The organism is Kitasatospora sp. NPDC001159, from assembly GCF_053598235.1.
Genome location: NZ_JBSFJV010000087.1, coordinates 14,457 through 31,954, shown reverse-complemented (window position 1 = coordinate 31,954; position 17,498 = coordinate 14,457). Strand labels below are relative to the sequence as shown.

Here is a 17,498-nt window from a genome sequence, read left to right as displayed (position 1 = left end):
CGCTCGGCCATCCGCCGCGCCTTCGCGCGCACCCCCTCCACCCCGGCGGCGGACGTCTCCCAGCCCAGCCGCTGGGCGATCTGACGGCAGTTACCAGGTGCTCGCCCCGGCACCGGGTGGCCGCCGGCCGGCCCGAGGGGCGCCCTGGTTCCCGGCAGGTGCGGTCGCGATGCGGAGCGCGCGGAACTCGCTGATACTGAGCCAACGGGCGGTGACGGAACGCGGCACGGACGCCACGCTCCGCAATGACCGGCCGCGCGCCGTCGTGGGCGCAGCAGCCGCTGGACAGGGCGGACGGAAGCCACGACCGGCGACCACCTGCCTGGCGGCGTACCGACCGCCGAGTCCTGGACGGAGAAACCGAGGATGCTGAACCGACGAGACCTCCTCAGGGCCGCCACCATAGGCGGCCCTGTGGCCCTCTTCCCGTGGGGCCTCTCACCGAGCGTGGCCCAGGTCGCGCCAGCCGCGCTGCCGGCCGCACCGGCCAGGTCGGGGCCCGGGAGACGGGCCGCCCGGATCGTCCCCTTCGCGCACGCCATGCCGGTGCCCCCGGTGCTGAGTCCGGTGTCGCGGACGGACTCCTCGGACGTGTACCAGCTGCGGATGGCCGAGACCGAGGTGGAGATCGTCAAGGGGCTGCAGACCACCGTCTGGACCTACGGCGACTGCTTCCCCGGTCCGACCATCCGGGCGGTCAAGGGCCGGGAGGTGGTGGTCAAGCAGACCAACGACCTGAGCGTGCGCACCTCCGTCCACCTGCACGGCGGCCATGTGCAGTCGCGGTACGACGGCCTGCCGATGGACCTCGTCGAGCCCGGCGAGACCCGCGAGTACCGCTACCCCAACGAACAGGTGGCCGCCTCGCTCTGGTACCACGACCATGCGCACCAGGCGGAGGCCGAGAACGTCTACCGCGGCCTAGCCGGTGCGTACCTGATCAGCGACCCGCACGAGAGCAGCCTGCCGCTGCCGAGCGGCGAGTTCGACGTCCCGCTTCTGATCCGGGACGCCCGGATCGAGACCGACGGCAGGCTGGTCTACACGGACCCGTACGAGTGCCCGCACATGCTGGTCAACGGCAAGGAGCGGCCCTACTTCGAGGTGGCCGCGCGCAAGTACCGTCTGCGGGTCTTCAACGTCTCACCCAACCGCCACATATCGCTGCGCCTCGCCGACGGCGAGCCGTTCACCCAGATAGCCTCCGACGGCGGACTGCTCGCCGAGCCGGTGAAGCTGGACGAGCTGACCCTGGCCGGCGCGGAACGCGCCGAGATCGTGGTCGACTTCGCCCGCTACCCGGTCGGCGAATCGGTGGTGCTGGAGAACACGGCCGCGCTGAAGTCCGAGCGGCCCGAGGTGCTGCGCTTCGACATCACCCGGAAGGCCGAGGACCGTAGCCGGATTCCGGACGTCCTGGCCACCCTGCCGCCGATCCCGAAGGCGACGGTGCACCGGGAGTTCTGGCTGACGACCTTCCCGGACACCAGGATCAACGGGCGCAAGTACGACCCGGACCGGACCGACGTGCGGACCACCGTCGGCACCAGCGAGATCTGGACGATCCACAACCACCTCACCCGCCGGCCGGCCGGGGTCTTCCACGCCCCCCACTCCTTCCACACCCATCTGGTGCGGTTCCGGGTACTGGACCGCGACGGGGAACCCGTCGGCCCGGCCGAGGCCGGGCTGAAGGACACCGTCCCGATCCATCCGGGCGAGACCGTCCGGATCGCCATGACCTGGGGCGACTATCCGGGCGCGTACGTCTATCACTGCCACCACATGGTGCACTCCTCGCACGGCCAGATGGGTCGGATCGACGTGCTGCCCGCAGCACCGGAAGGCTCCGACCACGACTCGGAGGAGGCCTTAGCCGACTCGGCCTCGTCCTCTGAAGCCTCGGGGTCCGGAGCCAGCCGGTCCGGATCGTCGGCGTCCGGAACCGGTCGGCGGCGACGGCGGCGGCACGGTCGGCACGGTCGGCACCGCCACGGGCACCGCGTCGTCGTCCGAGCCTGACTCGGTCGGGGATCTCGGCGTTCAACTGCCTGTGATCACGGTGGTGAGCCAGTCTCGCGGGCACCCGGGGCCCGCGAGACCCCCGAGGAGTGCGGGGCGGTGGGCAGTGCTGCGTTCACGCCCCCGCGATCGCGCCGCGGGGTCGCGCGGCGGATCGGCCACCGGGCCGGGGCCCGTCGTTCGCCGAACCTAGGACGCGCCGAGGGCCCAGCCCTCCGGGTCGGTCCAGGCGGACAGGGTGCGGCGGCTCTCGAAACGGCACTCGCGGCCGGTCAGCGGGTCGGTGAACTCGACGACGGAAGCAAGGAGCTGGAGCGGGCGGCGGAAGTCGTCCGGGGCCGGTTCGGGCAGCACCACCGGGTAGACCGGGTCACCGAGGATCGGCACGCCGAGCCCGCACATGTGCAGGCGCAGCTGGTGGGTGCGTCCGGTGCGCGGGCGGAGCCGGTAGCGGGCGAGGCCGTCGCGGTGGTCGAGCAGGTCGATCCGGCTCTCGCTGTTCGGCGGGGCGTCGACCTCGCGGGCCGCGATCACGCCGCGTTCCTTGACGATGTGGCTGCGAACGGTGCGCGGCAGGCTCAGCGCCGGGTCGTAGGGGGCGACGGCCTGGTACTCCTTGCGGACCAGCCGGTCGTGGAACAGGGTCTGGTAGGCGCCGCGGTCCTCCGGCCTGACCACGAACATGGCCAGGCCGGCGGTGAGCCGGTCGAGCCGGTGGGCGGGGCTGAGCGCGGGCAGGCCGAGGGCGTGCCGCAGCCGGGAGAGGGCCGTCTCGGCGACGTGCCTGCCGCGCGGGGTGGTGGCCAGGAAGTGCGGCTTGTCGACGACGACCAGGTGCTCGTCCCGGTGCAGCACCTCCACGTCGAACGGGACGCGGACCTCGTCCGGCAGGTCCCGGTAGAACCACAGGTGAGCGCCGGGCCGGAACGGCGTGTCGGGCGCGACCGGCCCGTCCTCGCCGACGATCTCCCGCCCGTGCAACGCCGCGTCGATCCGCTCGGCCGCCACGGCCGGCAGCCGCTCGACCAGGTGGGCGCGAACGGTCGGCCAGGGACCCTCGGCCGGTAGCCGCAGGTGCACCGGGTCCACGCCGTTGCGCTGCGGGAGGGGGGAGGCCGGGCGGCGGCTCTTTCGTCTCATCTCGCGGCCCAGAGTAGTCGGGTACGCCCAGCCGTCTTCGTCCGAGGTGCCGCCTGCGGGGGGCGCAGAGCAGAGTGGACGGTAGGCCCGCTCAGCCGCTCAGCCCTGGAGGACGCGTGACAGCCGACGACAGCCCGGCCGGTGTGCCGCCGCCGCACCTGCCGCGATGCACCCGGCTGCTGCTGTACGTCTCCTTCGTGCTGCTGGTCGGCGCCGTCGTGGCCGATCTGGTGACCGGCCCTGGCACGACGCTCTCCCCCGTCCTCGCGGTGGCGCCGGTACTGGCCGGAGCGACCACCCGGACGGCCCGGGTGCCGCTGATCGCCGGGGCGATCGCCGTCCTCACGGTCGGGCTGCTGGAGTCCACCAACACCGATCTGCCGACCGAGGTGCACGTCACCGCGCTGATCACGGTGCTCGCCGCGACGCTGGCCAGCGCCGCCAACGTCGTCCTGGTGGCGGCCCGGGAACGGGAGCTGTTCCAGGTCCGGACGGTGGCCGAAGCGGCGCAGCGGGCCCTGCTGCGCCCTCCGCCGGAGCGGATCGGGCGGCTGCGTGTGGCCGTGCGGTACGTCGCCGCGGCGGCCGAGGCACGGATCGGCGGGGACCTGTACGCCGTCGTCGAGACCCGCTTCGGCGTGCGGATCCTGCTCGGCGACGTGCAGGGGCACGGGCTGCCGGCGGTGGAGACGGCGGCGGACGTGCTGGGCGTGTTCCGGGAGGCGGCGCGGACCGAGCCCGACCTCTCCCGGCTCGCGGAGCGGCTGGACGCGGCGCTCACCGCGCGGTCGGAGGACGGGCGGTTCGCCACCGCGCTGCTGCTGGACGTGCCACCGGGCCGGGGGTCGGTGACGATCGTGAACTGCGGCCATCCGAACCCGCTGCTGCGCCGCGCGGGCGGGGTGAGCGACCTGGAGCCGCCGTTCCCGGCGCCGCCGCTGGGCCTGCTCGGGCTGACCGGCGGCGGCTACCCGGCGGGCCGCTTCGAGCCGCGGCCCGGCGACCTGCTGCTCCTGCACACTGACGGCGTGTCCGAGGCCCGGAACGCCGAGGGCCGGTTCTACCCGCTGGCGGAACGTCTGCCCGGCCTGCCCGCGGGGCACCCGGCGGACCTGCTGGGCGCCCTGCTCGCGGACGTCGACGGCTGGGTCGGCCCCGCCGGGCTGGCAGACGACGCGGCGCTGCTCGCGCTCCGCTGGGAGCCGTGACCGGCGCACCGCGGGCGCCGTCAGTGTCAGTGGTGTGTGCAAGGCTCTGCTCACGGCGCGCACACCTACGTCCTGGAGTACGAGCTGGGCTGAACAGGCGTCGGCTGCGCGCCGCGCGCACCGGGCCGCCGACGGCGCTGCCACGATGATGCGATGGTGCACGATCGACATCGGAGGGTGGCCCATGCCCGGTGCGGCGGCGGACGGCACGGTGGACGGTCCGGTAGTCATGGTCGACGACGTGGTCGGCCGGCTGAGGGAGATCGGGGCGGACCTGCCGCCGGACGATGGGGTGGCGGTGTTCAACCGCGCCTACCTCACCGTCACGGAGGCCGTCCGGAAACGGCTCGGCGGCCCGTGCTTCGCCGATCCGGCGGCGGTGGCCGAGCTGGACGTGGTGTTCGCGGGGCGGTACCTGCTGGCCGTGGCCGCCGACGCGGCCGGGCGGGAGCCGCCCGCCTGCTGGCGGCCGCTCTTCGCGCTGCGCGCCCACCCGGGTGTGCACCCGCTGCAGTTCGCGCTGGCCGGGATGAACGCCCACATCCAGCACGACCTGCCGCTGGCCGTCGTCGACACCTGCCACCGGCTCGGGCGCGAGCCGGACGACGTCGAGGACGACTACCACCGGGTCAACGGTGTGCTGGCGGAGGTGGAGGCCGCCGTCCGGGAGCAGCTGCTGCCCGAGCCCGACCTGCCGGCGCGGGTCGAGCCGCTCGCCCACCTGCTCGGCGCCTGGTCGGTGGACGCCGCACGCGAGGCGGCCTGGTCCGCCGTCCGGGCGCTGTGGGAGCTGCGCCGGGTGCCGGGTGTCGCGCACGCCTTCGCCGCCGCGCTGGACGGCTCGGTCGGGCTGCTCGGCCACGCGCTGCTGCTCCCCCTCGGCCCGCACCACGAGACGCTGCACCACGGACCGTCAACGGCCGCCGGCCGGCTCCCCGAGGCGAGGAACCGGCCGGACGGCGGGACGGACGCGGGCGATCAGGCCCAGCTGGAGTGCAGCGGCTTGCCCTCGGCGTAGCCGGCCGCGCTCTGGACGCCCACGATCGCCTTCTCGTGGAACTCCTCCAGGGTGTTGGCGCCCGCGTAGGTGCAGGAGCTGCGCACGCCGGCCACGATCGAGTCGATCAGGTCCTCCACGCCCGGGCGGGCCGGGTCGAGGAACATCCGGGAGTGCGAGATGCCCTCCTCGAACAGCGCCTTGCGGGCCCGGTCGTAGGTGGAGTCCTGGGCGGTGCGGTTGCTCACGGCCCGGGCCGAGGCCATGCCGAAGCTCTCCTTGTACTGGCGGCCGTCGGCCGCGGTCTGCAGGTCGCCCGGGGACTCGTAGGTCCCGGCGAACCAGGAGCCGATCATCACGTTGGAGGCACCGGCGGCCAGCGCCATGGCGACATCGCGCGGGTGGCGCACGCCGCCGTCGGCCCAGACGTGCTTGCCGAGCCGGCGGGCCTCGGCGGCGCACTCCAGGACGGCGGAGAACTGCGGGCGGCCCACGCCGGTCATCATCCGGGTGGTGCACATGGCGCCCGGTCCGACGCCGACCTTGAGGATGTCGGCGCCCGCCTCGACCAGGTCGCGGACACCGGCGGCGGAGACCACGTTGCCGGCCACGACCGGGATCCGCGGGTCCAGGCCGCGCACCGCGCGCAGCGCGTTGATCATGCTCTCCTGGTGGCCGTGCGCGGTGTCGACCACCAGCACGTCGGCCCCGGCGTCGATCAGCGCCTTGGCCTTGCCCGCGACGTCGCCGTTGATGCCTACGGTGGCGGCGATCCGCAGCTTGCCGTTGGCGTCCACGGCCGGGGTGTACAGGGTGGCGCGCAGCGCGCCCTTGCGGGTGAGGATGCCGACCAGGCGGCCCTCGGCGTCGACCACCGGGGCGAGCTTGCGGTGCGCCTCGGAGAGCTTGTCGAAGGCGGCGCGCGGGTCGATGCCCTCGTCCAGCAGCAGCAGCTCGCGGGACATGATGTCGGCCAGGCTGGTGAAGCGGTCCACGCCCTGGCAGTCGGACTCGGTGACCACGCCGACCGGCTTGCCGTCCTCGACCACCACGAGGGCGCCGTGCGCGCGCTTGGGCAGCAGCGAGAGCGCCTCGGCGACGGTGGCGCCGGGGGTGAGGGTGATCGGGGTGTCGACCACCAGGTGACGCTGCTTGACCCAGGAGACGACCTCGGCGATCACCTCGGTGGGGATGTCCTGCGGGATGGCGACCAGACCGCCGCGGCGGGCGACGGTCTCGGCCATCCGGCGGCCGGCGATGGCGGTCATGTTGGCGACGACCAGCGGGATGGTGGTGCCTGTGCCGTCGTTCGAGGAGAGGTCGACGCCCTGCCGGGAGCCCACGGCGGAACGGCTGGGGACCATGAAGACGTCGTCGTACGTCAGGTCGTACGAGGGCTTGAGGTCGTTCAGGAAACGCATGGAATGGGCTCTCTGGCTGGGAGAAATTACACCTCGGGTGCGGTTGCGGCGATGCCGCCGGGGCGCACTCGGGCGCCCGGCACCCAGCGTTCGATTCTCCGGCAGGGTGGGGGCAAATGCCAGTTCCGGGAACATTGCTGGTGCTGTACACAAACCGTGATCAATGCTCCGCGCGTAGACATGGACGATCCTCCAAGCGCCCGCCCCCACGTCGGCTTTTCGCCCCGGCGCGGACCGCTCCCGTAGCATTCACGCGGTAACGGCGAGGCGAGTGGGAAAGCGGCAGCGGGCGTGAGCATCGAGCAGAAGGACGTCGAGCAGCACGGCGTCGGTCAGGTCCAGGGCGAGGGCACCGAGGAGGAGATCGACTACGGTCCCGGCCTCGACCCCGAGAGGCTGAGGCTGTGCCTGGAGGTGCTCGCCGAGCTGGACGAGCTGCACGTCGACCACCCGGACGCGATCACCGTCCGCCAGGCCGTCGGCGGCATATTCAGGACCCTCAAGCAGCGCCGCCGCCAGGAGACCCGGGCCCGCAAGACCGCCAACGACCGCAAGGTGACCGCCCGGACCGCCACCGGCGCGCCCACCCGGATCGACGACGAGACGGCCGGCGCCTTCGGTTTGACCACCGTCACCACCACCGAGATCGCCGGCTTCCTGGAGCGGCCGCGCTCCTGCTACATCTGCAAGGGCCGGTACGTCGAGGTCGACGCCTTCTACCACAACCTCTGCCAGCGGTGCGCGGCCGTGAACCGGTCCCGCCGGGACGCCCGGGCCGACCTCACCGGCAAGCGCGCGCTGCTGACCGGCGGCCGGGCCAAGATCGGGATGTACATCGCGCTGATGCTGCTGCGCGACGGCGCCCACACCACCATCACCACCCGCTTCCCCAACGACGCGATCCGCCGCTTCACGGCGATGCCGGACAGCGCCGAGTGGATCCACCGGCTCAAGATCATCGGCATCGACCTGCGCGACCCGGCCCAGGTGATGGCGCTGGCCGACGAGGTCGCCGCCGACGGCCCGCTGGACATCCTGATCAACAACGCCGCGCAGACCGTCCGTCGGCCGCCGGAGTCCTACCGCGAGCTGGTCAACGCCGAGTCCGCCCCGCTGCCGGCCGGCGAGCTGCCGCAGGCCACCACCATCGGCCGCTTCAACAGCGGCAGTGTCGACCTGCCCGCGCTCCCCCACCAGGCGAGCGGCGACGGCCGGCGGATGGCCGCCGAGGACGTCACCTCGCTCGCGCTGGTCACCGGCTCCGCCACGCCCGCCCGGATCGAGGCCGGAACGGCGATCGACGCCGGCGGCCTGGTGCCCGACCTCGCGCCCACCAACAGCTGGGTGCAGACCGTCAGCGAGGTCGGCCCCGTCGAGCTGCTTGAGGTCCAACTCTGCAACTCCACCGCGCCGTTCATCCTGATCAGCCGGCTGCGCCCGGCGATGGCCGCCTCCGCGTCCCGCCGCAAGTACGTGGTCAACGTCTCCGCGATGGAGGGCGTGTTCCAGCGCGGCTACAAGGGCGCCGGCCACCCCCACACCAACATGGCCAAGGCCGCGCTCAACATGCTCACCCGCACCAGCGCGGAGGAGATGTTCCAGGCCGACGGCATCCTGATGACCGCCGTCGACACCGGCTGGATCACCGACGAGCGGCCGCACCCGGACAAGATGCGCCTCGCCGACGAGGGCTTCCACGCCCCACTGGACCTCGTCGACGGCGCCGCCCGGGTGTACGACCCGATCGTGCGCGGCGAGGCGGGCGAGGACCTGTACGGCTGCTTCCTCAAGGACTACGAGCGCGCCAACTGGTAACCAGCTGAAGGAGATGGCGAGTTGAGCACAGCACCAACCGCACCGCTGCTCGGCGCCGGGATCATCGTGCCCACCGGGGACGGCCGGGTGCTGATCGGCCGCCGCACCACGGCCGGCGAGCCGCCCACCTGGAGCCTGCCCGGCGGCAAGGTCGACCTCGGCGAGTCCTTCGAACAGACCGCGGCCCGCGAACTCGCCGAGGAGACCGGCATCGTGCTGCCGGCGGCCGCGATGCGGGTGCTCGCCGTGCACCTGGACCACGAGCTCGGCCTGCCCCGGCTGACCGCCGCCGTGCTGGCGCCGCCGAGCCTGGCCGAGGCGGTGGTCACCGAGCCGCACGCCTGCGCCGGTTGGGAACGCTTCGCGGTGGACGAGCTGCCGGAGCCGATGTTCTACCCGTCGGCGCTGGTGCTCGGCAGCTGGCTGCCCGGGCTGGACGACATCCGGCGGGACGGGACGCACGGCTACACCGTCGCCCGCCGCTGACGCGCGGCCGCTCCACCGCCTGACGATGGCAGACGATGGGGCGGCCGACTCCCGTGCGGCGATCAGCCGTTGCGGGCCGCCTCCGGTCCGGTGATCCGCTTCAGCAGCGGCAGCGTCGAGGCGATGATCCCGAGCGAAGCGGCCAGGCCGAAGCCGGTCAGCCCGTAGTACGGCGCGCCCGGCGACACCAGGTCGTAGTCCATCTGCGCCTTGAGGAACATCGCCGCCGCGGCGAAGCCCGTCCCGATCGCGAGCGCTGACACCACCAGCAGCGGCAGCGCGCTCTCCAGTCCGACCACCCGGCGCAGCAGCCGCAGCGGTGCGCCGGTCAGCCGCAGCATCGCGAACGGCCGTCGGCGGTCGGACAGTCCGGCCACCACGCTCACCGCGAGGCTGCACCCGGCGACCGGAAGGGTGGTCAGCAGGACCACGTTCGCAAGCTGCCGCCAGCCCTGGAGCTTCTTCTGCCCGGCGGAGGCCCAGTCCTCGGCCAACCGCGGCTCGGAGGTCGGGAACTCCTTCATGAACAGGGTCCGCAGCTGTTCCTTGGCCGCTTCGGAGCCATCGGTGGTCGCGTAGAGCATCCGCACCGGGAGCTTGGCCACCTCCTCCGCGGAGATCGGTGCGGCCGGCCACTCGTGCTGGGAGGCCTCCACCAGGTCGACCAGCTCGTAAGGATCCACCGCCGCGACGGCGGCTCCGGGCGCGCAGTGGCCGACCACGGGGATCTGCGCGAGTTCCGAGCAGCCCACCAGGCTGGGCACCATCCGTCGCTCGCCCAGCTGGTACGCGCCGACCCCGGCCGCGTTGTCGTGCACCAGGGCGATCCCCTGGAAGCCGGGGACGGCCCGGGCCTGCGCCAGCACGCGGTCGGACACCGAGGGCAGCGGGGGCGCGTCCTCCTTGTTGCCGAACGGGACGTCCGCGATCGCCTTGCGCACCTCGGGGGCGCCGTTCAGCATGTCCTGGTTGGCGTTGATGGTGCTCATGATGGCCAGGGTTCCGGTGGTCACGAACAGCGCGAGCACCAGACCCGCGACCGAGCGGAAGCCCGCCCTCGGGTCGTCCGACAGACGGCGCATCGCGATCAGCGAGGCCGGTCGGCTGGTCCGCCGGGCCACCGTCCGGGCCGCGGCCATGGTCAGCCACGGCCCGGCGACCACCAGGCCGAGCATCACCAGCACGAAGCCGCTCAGGTACCCCAGCGACTGCGCGTTGGTGGTCGTCGGGTGGCTGTCGACGAAGTAGCCGAGCTCGCCGAGGCCGGCCACCAGCGGCACCAGCCGCCAGGCGCTCGGCGGTTTCGGGGTGACCCTCCGGGAGACCCCGAGCGGCGAGACGGTGACCCGGCGCAGCGCGAACCGGGCGGCGAGCGCGGCCGCCACCGGCACCCCCAGCACCACCCCGGCCGCCTGCGGCAGGCTCAGGCTGAGCTCCTGGGCGAAGAACCGGTCGCCGGTGAAGGGCACGTCGGCGACCAGGGGCTTCAGCGCGAAGTACAGGCCGAAGCCGACGGCCGTACCGATCACCGCGGCCAGCGTGGACTCCACCGCCGACATCACCGACACCTGACCCGGAGTCGCGCCCACCAGGCGCATCGCGGCGTAGCGCTGCTCGCGGGTGGCGGCGGACAGCCGGGTCGCGGTGCCGATGAAGATCAACACTGGGAAGATCAGCGCGGCGGCCACCACGGTGAGCACCAGGACCAGCCTGTCCCCGTGCACGCCCGCGCCGTAGCAGTCGCGCTCGCAGTCGGTGGGCAGCGCGGTGGCGATGCCGGTGACGCTGGTGGCCCTCGGCAGGGCCTTGACCTCGTCCGCGGTGCGGCCGACGACGACCGCCAGGGTGTCCGGGGAGGGCAGCGCGTCGTCGCCGAGGGTGCCGACCAGCCGCCCCGGGAAGCGGTCGCCCAGCTCGACCGCCGGGGTCTCGCGCAGCAGCTTCTCCAGCGCCGGGGAGGCGTAGTACTCGCCGGGCGCGGGCAGCCGGCTCAGGCCGGGCGGCAGCGGCGAGGTGGGCCCGGTCGGGGCGAGGTCGGCCCGGAAGACGGTCTTCCCCCGGTAGTAGTCCATCCGGGCACCCCACCAGAGCGGGTCCGCCGGCGCGGCCGCGGTCGCGCCCTTGACCCCGGTGTTCATCCAGAGCTGCCGCTGGTTGGCGCGGTCGATCGCGTTGAGGCTGGCGAATGTGGACAGCAGCAGCCCGACCCCGATCGCGACGGCCGCCGCGATCATCAGCAGCCGGGCCAGGGCCTCCCGGCCGCCGCTGACGGCCAGTCGGAGCGAGAAGGGGATCACGGGGCCACCGATCCGGCGGAGAGCGTACGGGCCCGGCCGTCGCGGACGATCGCCTCGCGGTCGGCGTAGGCAGCGACCCGGGGCTCGTGGGTGACCAGGATGACGGTGGTGCCCTGCTCCTTGGCCGAGGTGACCATCAGCTCCATCACCTGCTCGCCGGTCAGCGAGTCCAGCGCGCCGGTCGGCTCGTCGGCGAACAGCACCTGCGGACGGGCCACCAGACCGCGGGCCAGGGCCACCCGCTGTGCCTGACCGCCGGACAGTTCGCCGGAGCGGCGCCTCTCCGTTCCGTCCAGGCCGAGCCGGGCGAACCACGGCCGGGCCTCGGCCAGCGCCGCGGCCCGGCGCACGCCGTTCAGCAGCAGCGGCAGGGCCACGTTCTCCTCGGCCGTCAACTCCGGTACCAGCTGGCCGAACTGGAACACGAAACCGAACTGCTCCCGGCGCAGGGCGCTGCGCTGGGCCTCGTTCATGCTGTCCAGGCGCTGCCCGTTGAACAGCACCTCGCCCGCGTCGGGCAGCAGGATGCCGGCCAGGCAGTGCAGTAACGTCGACTTGCCGGAGCCGCTGGGGCCCATGATGGCGAGCACCTCGCCAGCCTGGACGGACAGGCTCGCCCCGCGCAGCGCGGGCGTCTCGCCGAAGGCGAGGGCGATGTCTCGGGCCTCGATCACGGCGGTCATGCGCGCACCTCCGCGGCGAGGGCGTCGAGGCGGGCGACGGTGAGGTCGATCCAGCGCAGGTCGGCCTCCAGGTGGAACAGGCCGTGGTCGGCGAGCAGGGCGTCCACCAGGGCTCCGGTGCGCCGCAGTTCGGTGAGTTCGCGCATCCGGCGCAGGTGGGCGGCGCGCTGGGTGTCCAGGTACTGCTCGGCGTCGCGGCCGAGCATCAGGGCCAGCACCACCTTGGTGAACAGCACGGACTGCAGGTTGGGTTCGGGCGCGATCGGCTCCTGGAGCCAGGTCTCGAACTCGGTCGCCCCGGCGTCGGTGATGACGTAGCGCTTGCGCTCGGGCCCGTCGCCGGGCTCGGCCTCACCGGCCACCACCTTTCCGTCGCGGGCCAGTCGGCCGAGGGTCGCGTAGACCTGGCCGTACGGGAGGGGCTTGCCGCGGCCGAAGAGGGAGTCGTAGTCGCGCTTGAGGTCGTAGCCGTGGCTCGGCTCGCGCTCCAGCAGCCCGAGGAGGGTCAAGGGAACACTCATGAGCGAGACCATACACCAGGAATATACACCGAGTGTATAGCTGCGAAGAATACAGTGCTGACCTGGCGAAACGTCAATTGACTGACGGGAGCGGACAGGAGGCGGCCCCACGACCGCCCCCTGCTCCGCACCACGGCCCGGAACCCCCACGGTCCGACCGGGCCGGCGCCGCGCTCAGGCACGGGGAGCGCGGCCGGACTCCAGCCTGCCCGGCCGGGCGGCGCCTGCCGAGGGCCGAACGTCCCGGGTGGTGGGGGCCTGCGGGCCACCGGGCGATTTCTCCGAGCGCGCACCACTCTTGTGCACAGGGGGCCGTCGGGTGGAGATTGGGTGATGAAACCCTGTACGCGCCCGCGTCCCTGAGGAGTGCTCACCGTGGCCAGCAAACCCCGTCCCGCCCGGCCCGCGTCGCTCCCGCGGCGAACCGGCCGTCAGCTGTGGCGGGCCTTCGGCGCTCGGCACGAACCACTGGCCCGCCCGCTCGACCGCGCCCGCGCCCGCGCCTGGCTGCTCACGCTCGTCGGCGGGCTGCTGGCCGTCGCCGTCTCCGTGATCGGCTCCCTGCTCCTGTACCGCTCGACGGCGCCGCAGGCCGCGGCCGACCGGGTGCGGCTGCACCAGGTGGACGCCGTGGTCGCCGGCATCCCCGACCACGGCGCGGTCACCGGCAGCCGGTTCGCGGGCGGCTACAGCAACCGGATCGACGTCGAGGCCGCCTGGAACTACCCCACGGGCACCGCGCACACCGGCACCGTCGAGGCCCCGCGCACGGCCGTCGCCGGCGCCGTCGTCCCGATCTGGGTCGACCCCGCGGGCAACACCACCAATCCCCCGGCCAACCGCGCCGCCCTCGCCGTCTCCGCGGCCTGCACCGGAGCCGGCGCCCTGCTCGCCGTGCTGGCGCTGCTCACCCTGGCCCTCCGACTGCGCCTGCGCGTCCTCGACCGCCGCGCCGAAGCCGTATGGACCACGAGCTGGGCCCGCCTGGAGCCGCTCTGGAGCGGCCGCGCGGGGCACCGCCGGGAGGATTGACCCAGGCGAGCAACGCCCCTGTGTCCCCTCACCGGGCGGCGATGGGGCGCAGGGGCGTTCCGGGTCAGAGGCGCTCCGTCCAGGCCGGTGCCGGGGTGGGTTTGGCGGCGTGGTGGGTGAGGGCGGCGACCGCGACCAGCAGGACGAGCGCCAGGGCCAGGGCGGTGGGGACGTTGGCGTGGAGGACCAGGAGGGCGCCGACCAGGGCGCCGGCGAACATCCAGACGACGGAGGCGAGACGGCGCAGGCCGGTGCGGTCGGCGGCGAGGGCGGTGATGGTCATGGTGAGCACGGTGGTGGTGAGGTCGGGGACCTTGAGGGAGCGGACCACCGCGTTCTGGCCGCCCATCGCGAGGGCGAGCAGACCGATCAGGGTGTAGCGGGTGGGTGCGGAGCCGTGGCCGACCACGGCCGCCACGGCGGTGCTCACGGCTACGAGCACCGTCTGGGCGACGACGGCAACGGTCAGCAGGTGGCCGCGGTGCCCGGGCAGGTGCCGGGAGAGGTGGCCGCCCGCCAGAGCGCCGAGCAGGAAGGCGGCGAGGGCGGCCAGTGAGGCGGTGGCGGAGAGGTTCGCCGCGCCGGCCAGTGCGAAGCCGAGGAAGACCACGTTGCCGGTCATGTTGGCGACGAAGACGTGACCGAGTTCGAGGTAGCTGACCGCGTCCACCACCCCGGTGACCACGGTCAGCACCAGCAGCATCGGCACCAGCGGCCCGTGCTCGGGGTCGGGTTTCAGCATCGGGCCTCCCGGCGGCATGAGTGACGGTCCTTCCGTTCTACTTCCTCAGGCCAGCGCCGGGCTGCCGGGCTCCTCCGAATCCTCGTCCAGGTGCCAGTGCAGGTCCCGTACGCCGGGCTCCAGCGACAACCGGGTGACGACCTGCTCCAGGGCCGGGGTCACCTGCCCGGTGACCGCCACGGTGGCCCGCAGGTTGGCGGCGTCGCCCTGGTCGGAGCGGCGGGCGCGCAGGCCGGTGGGGGCGAGGCCGGAGGCGGCCAGGGCCTGGAGCAGCAGGGCGCGGATGTGGGTCTCGGCCTTCCGGTCGCACTCCAGGTGGACGACGGCCCGGCAGGTGGAGTCCGGGTCGCTGCCGGACTGCGGGGCCCGGTCGAGCAGTCGGCCGGCCGGGCGCAGCACCAGGTGGACGGCGAGCACGGCGAGGGTGCCGAGGACGGCGAGCTGCAGCTTGCCGGAGGCGGCCAGTACCCCGACGGCGGCCGAACACCACAGCGTGGCGGCGGTGTTGAGGCCGCGCACACCGGCACCGTCGCGCAGGATGACGCCACCGCCGAGGAAGCCGATGCCGGAGACGACGTACGAGGCGACCCGGGTGGGGCTGCCGGTGTCGCCGACTGCCTCGCTGTAGAGCACGAACAGGGTGGCGCCGGCGGCGACCAGGGCGTTGGTGCGCAGGCCGGCCATCCGGGCCCGCCACTGGCGCTCTACGCCGATCAGGGCGCCGCAGGCGACGCCGGTGGCGAGCCGGACCAGGAACTCGACGGTGGTCAGGGTGTGCACGACGGCACCTCCTTCGGAGGGAACGCGGGGAACACGGGGAAATGGGACGGACGGGTGGCGAGCGGCTGCCCACCACCCGTCCGCGGGGGCTGCGATCGACGGCTCAGTGGCCGAGGGCGGTCTGGACGATCTTGATGATGACCATGACCATCGCGATCAGCAGGTAGGTCCGCAGGGCGCCCATGCCGACCTTGCGCGCGGTGGACATCACCGGCTTGCCGAGGGTTTCCAGCGGGGGCATCCGCCAGTTCTCGCGGCCGGTGCGGTCGACCGGGTCCTCCTTGGTGCCCCGGCGGCCGAAAATGGAGAAGTACCCGGCGACCAGGACGCCCGCCACGCCGCAGCCGGCCATGATCCACAGGATCGCGTCCGAGCTGATGTCCGGCCAGACCACCGCCGCGGTGAGGATCATGGACAGCATCACCAGGACACCGACCACCGCCGAGGTGAAGGCGTTGGTCCTGGGGCCGTTGACCCAGGGGCCGAGCACGGCCCTGTCGTTGCAGAGCAGCAGCAGGAAGACCGTGGCGGAGGGCAGCAGTACCCCGGCCAGCACTTGGACGAACTGGGTGATCAGGCCCTGGGTGTAGCCGTTGGACAACAGGGTGATCGCGGCGGCGAACGCCACCAGGCCGGCGTACACCGCGTAGAAGCCCTTGGCGCCCTTGACCCCGCGGTGCAGCGAGTGCTTGATCCCGAAGACGTCGCCGATCGCGTACGCGGTGGAGAGCGAGACCGCGAAGGCGCCGATGATCGAGGCGTCCAGCAGCGCGATCGCGAACAGCACGCCCGCCAGGCGACCGGCCTTGTCCTCGATGCCCTTGGCCAGGGCGGCCGCGTCGGAGAACTGGCCGAAGCCGTCGGTGCCGGCGAAGGCCGCCGCCGTGAGGCCGATCAGCGCGGCCGCGCCGACGATGACCACGACGATCCCGATCCACAGGTCGACCTTCTCGTACTTCATGAAACGCGGAGTGATCCGCTTGTCGATGACGTACGACTGCTGGAAGAACAGCTGCCAGGGGGCGACGGTGGTGCCGACGATCGAGATGATGACCATCATGACGGCCGCGAGCTGGCCGGAGCCGCCGGGCAGAGTGGGCGTCACGAAGTCGTGTGCCATCTGCGAGGTCCTGGGGTGGGCCATGAAGTAGATCGGCACCAGCAGCAGCGAGCCGGCGCACAGGGTCACGGCGACGCGCTCGAAGCGCTGGAAGGAGCCGGTGAAGGCCGAGGCGATGATGATCGCCGCCGCCAGCACCACCGAGACCACCTTCGGCAGCCCCAGGTACCCGGCGGCCAGCGTGACGCCGATGAACTCGGTGACCAGGGTCAGCGCGTTCAGCAGGAACAGGTCGATGACGCTGAACGCGCCCCAGAACCTGCCGAAGCGCTCCAGGATCAGGCGGGCGTGGCCCACGCCGGTGACGGCGCCCAGGCGCAGCACCATCTCCTGGTTGACGTAGAGCACCGGGACCAGCATCAGCAGGGTCCACAGCAGTTGGGTGCCGTAGTTCTGCCCGGCCTGGCCGTAGGTGGAGAAGGCGCCCGCGTCGTTGTCGCCGACCATCACGATCAGGCCGGGGCCGATGATCGCCAACAGGGTCTTGAGCCGGGCGGAGAGGCCGTGGCGGGGGGTGGTGTCGTCGAGCCGGATGGTGCCGAGCGCTCCCTTGATGTCGCCGACGTGGGCGTCGTCCAGGACGGCGGAGCGGGTGGCGGTGGAAGCGGCGGGGACCGTGGAAACCTTCGGGTCCAGCGTCACGTTGGTCATGGCGGGGCCTCCCTGCCCCCTACCTTGAGGGGGCGTCAGGGGGCACGCAGCAGCGATCCTCCCTGCGGGCGCACGGCATCGTCTCCGCACGGCGGCGCTGGGCGGCGGTGGCCGTGTGGTGACATGACGATGCGTCAGGCGGCTGGCGTCGATGCATGGTTGAACTCAGGACCAAGCGCCGGGTGAACGCGCAGGGAAGGTTGTTACCGCGTGCCGGAGGTGTTCGAGAGCATGCGGGGATAGGGGCAACTATGGCCCGGACTAGGGCAGTCCATGTCTCTCACCTCCTCCCGGCCGGGGGCGCACCACCTGTGCGCCGCATCACGACACGGCAAGGAGCACACCGGTCGAGATGGACCGGTACACCCCAACTCGTCAGAGCTTTGGCACTCCACGGCGTGTCCAGCCTGTCCGACCGGAAGCCACTTGGGGTCAACCCTTAAGTCGGGAAGACCTGTCCTGAACCTGGGCGTCTCTCGACGTCGTCGGGTCAGTGGCCTGTGTCCGTGAAGACGCCTCACCGAACGAGGTGCCTTTTCAAACCTCCCAAAGCATAGACCCGCCCGACCGGCCCCTCTCACCT

General features: G+C 72.8%; 14 protein-coding genes and 1 riboswitch. Of the genes, 6 read left to right on the top strand and 8 right to left on the bottom strand.

All coding sequences use genetic code 11. The annotated features are described in order from the left end of the window. The first annotated feature begins 366 nt into the window (after window positions 1-366). Window positions 367-2,022 (top strand): multicopper oxidase family protein, encoded by a 1,656-nt coding sequence (locus tag ACWC9T_RS31970; RefSeq protein ID WP_449824542.1) that lies wholly within the window; start codon window positions 367-369, stop codon window positions 2,020-2,022. Between the two features lie 189 nt (window positions 2,023-2,211). Here the strand turns inward: ACWC9T_RS31970 and ACWC9T_RS31965 are convergent, their stop codons facing one another. Continuing rightward, window positions 2,212-3,162: an RluA family pseudouridine synthase gene (locus ACWC9T_RS31965; protein ID WP_449824541.1), complete on the bottom strand. Its 951-nt coding sequence runs from the start codon at window positions 3,160-3,162 to the stop codon at window positions 2,212-2,214. Window positions 3,163-3,278: 116 nt separating this feature from the next. Here ACWC9T_RS31965 and ACWC9T_RS31960 point away from each other — a divergent pair, with 116 nt between their 5' ends. Together ACWC9T_RS31960 and ACWC9T_RS31955 are read left to right on the top strand one after the other, a co-directional pair. Beyond that, on the top strand, window positions 3,279-4,370 hold the full coding sequence (locus tag ACWC9T_RS31960) for a PP2C family protein-serine/threonine phosphatase (RefSeq protein WP_449824540.1): 1,092 nt from the start codon (window positions 3,279-3,281) through the stop codon (window positions 4,368-4,370). A 184-nt stretch (window positions 4,371-4,554) separates the two neighbouring features. Then, a complete protein-coding gene (locus ACWC9T_RS31955; RefSeq protein ID WP_449824539.1) occupies window positions 4,555-5,388 on the top strand; it encodes a DUF5995 family protein in 834 nt (277 codons plus the stop codon). Here ACWC9T_RS31955 and ACWC9T_RS31950 read toward each other — a convergent pair. Then, complete coding sequence (locus ACWC9T_RS31950) at window positions 5,349-6,788, bottom strand: GuaB1 family IMP dehydrogenase-related protein (protein WP_449824538.1); 1,440 nt, start codon at window positions 6,786-6,788, stop codon at window positions 5,349-5,351. The two genes, ACWC9T_RS31955 and ACWC9T_RS31950, sit on opposite strands and share 40 nt — an antisense overlap. Window positions 6,789-7,151: 363 nt before the next feature. On the opposite strand from ACWC9T_RS31950, the gene ACWC9T_RS31945 reads away from it, so the two are divergent. After that, the gene (locus ACWC9T_RS31945; RefSeq protein WP_449824544.1) at window positions 7,152-8,603 is read left to right on the top strand and encodes an SDR family NAD(P)-dependent oxidoreductase; all 1,452 of its coding nucleotides are present in this window, start codon (window positions 7,152-7,154) and stop codon (window positions 8,601-8,603) included. A 21-nt stretch (window positions 8,604-8,624) separates the two neighbouring features. Next, complete coding sequence (locus tag ACWC9T_RS31940; RefSeq protein WP_449824537.1) at window positions 8,625-9,089, top strand: nucleotide triphosphate diphosphatase NUDT15; 465 nt, start codon at window positions 8,625-8,627, stop codon at window positions 9,087-9,089. A 62-nt stretch (window positions 9,090-9,151) separates the two neighbouring features. Here the strand turns inward: ACWC9T_RS31940 and ACWC9T_RS31935 are convergent, their stop codons facing one another. Genes ACWC9T_RS31935 through ACWC9T_RS31925 form a run of 3 tightly spaced genes read right to left on the bottom strand, consistent with a single transcriptional unit; the run spans window position 9,152 to window position 12,590 of the window. Next, window positions 9,152-11,386 (bottom strand): FtsX-like permease family protein, encoded by a 2,235-nt coding sequence (locus ACWC9T_RS31935; RefSeq protein ID WP_449824536.1) that lies wholly within the window; start codon window positions 11,384-11,386, stop codon window positions 9,152-9,154. After that, window positions 11,383-12,069 carry an ABC transporter ATP-binding protein gene (locus ACWC9T_RS31930; protein ID WP_449824535.1) on the bottom strand — a complete coding sequence of 229 codons (687 nt, stop codon included), beginning with the start codon at window positions 12,067-12,069 and terminating at the stop codon, window positions 11,383-11,385. Before ACWC9T_RS31930 ends, ACWC9T_RS31935 begins: the two co-directional genes overlap by 4 nt. Next, entirely contained in the window at window positions 12,066-12,590 is a 525-nt protein-coding gene (locus ACWC9T_RS31925) for a PadR family transcriptional regulator (protein WP_355669231.1), read from the bottom strand. The genes ACWC9T_RS31930 and ACWC9T_RS31925 overlap by 4 nt, the downstream gene beginning before the upstream one ends. A 375-nt stretch (window positions 12,591-12,965) precedes the next feature. On the opposite strand from ACWC9T_RS31925, the gene ACWC9T_RS31920 reads away from it, so the two are divergent. Next, complete coding sequence (locus ACWC9T_RS31920; protein ID WP_449824534.1) at window positions 12,966-13,622, top strand: Rv1733c family protein; 657 nt, start codon at window positions 12,966-12,968, stop codon at window positions 13,620-13,622. A 64-nt stretch (window positions 13,623-13,686) separates the two neighbouring features. Here the strand turns inward: ACWC9T_RS31920 and ACWC9T_RS31915 are convergent, their stop codons facing one another. From ACWC9T_RS31915 to ACWC9T_RS31905, 3 genes are all read right to left on the bottom strand, one after another. Beyond that, window positions 13,687-14,364, bottom strand: a complete 678-nt coding sequence (locus ACWC9T_RS31915; protein ID WP_449824533.1) for a YoaK family protein — start codon at window positions 14,362-14,364, stop codon at window positions 13,687-13,689. 45 nt (window positions 14,365-14,409) lie between these two features. Beyond that, window positions 14,410-15,144 (bottom strand): MgtC/SapB family protein, encoded by a 735-nt coding sequence (locus tag ACWC9T_RS31910; RefSeq protein ID WP_449824532.1) that lies wholly within the window; start codon window positions 15,142-15,144, stop codon window positions 14,410-14,412. 103 nt (window positions 15,145-15,247) lie between these two features. Then, the gene (locus ACWC9T_RS31905; RefSeq protein ID WP_449824531.1) at window positions 15,248-16,915 is read right to left on the bottom strand and encodes an NRAMP family divalent metal transporter; all 1,668 of its coding nucleotides are present in this window, start codon (window positions 16,913-16,915) and stop codon (window positions 15,248-15,250) included. A 359-nt stretch (window positions 16,916-17,274) separates the two neighbouring features. Beyond that, window positions 17,275-17,451: riboswitch (M-box (ykoK) riboswitch) on the bottom strand. Window positions 17,452-17,498: the final 47 nt, after the last annotated feature.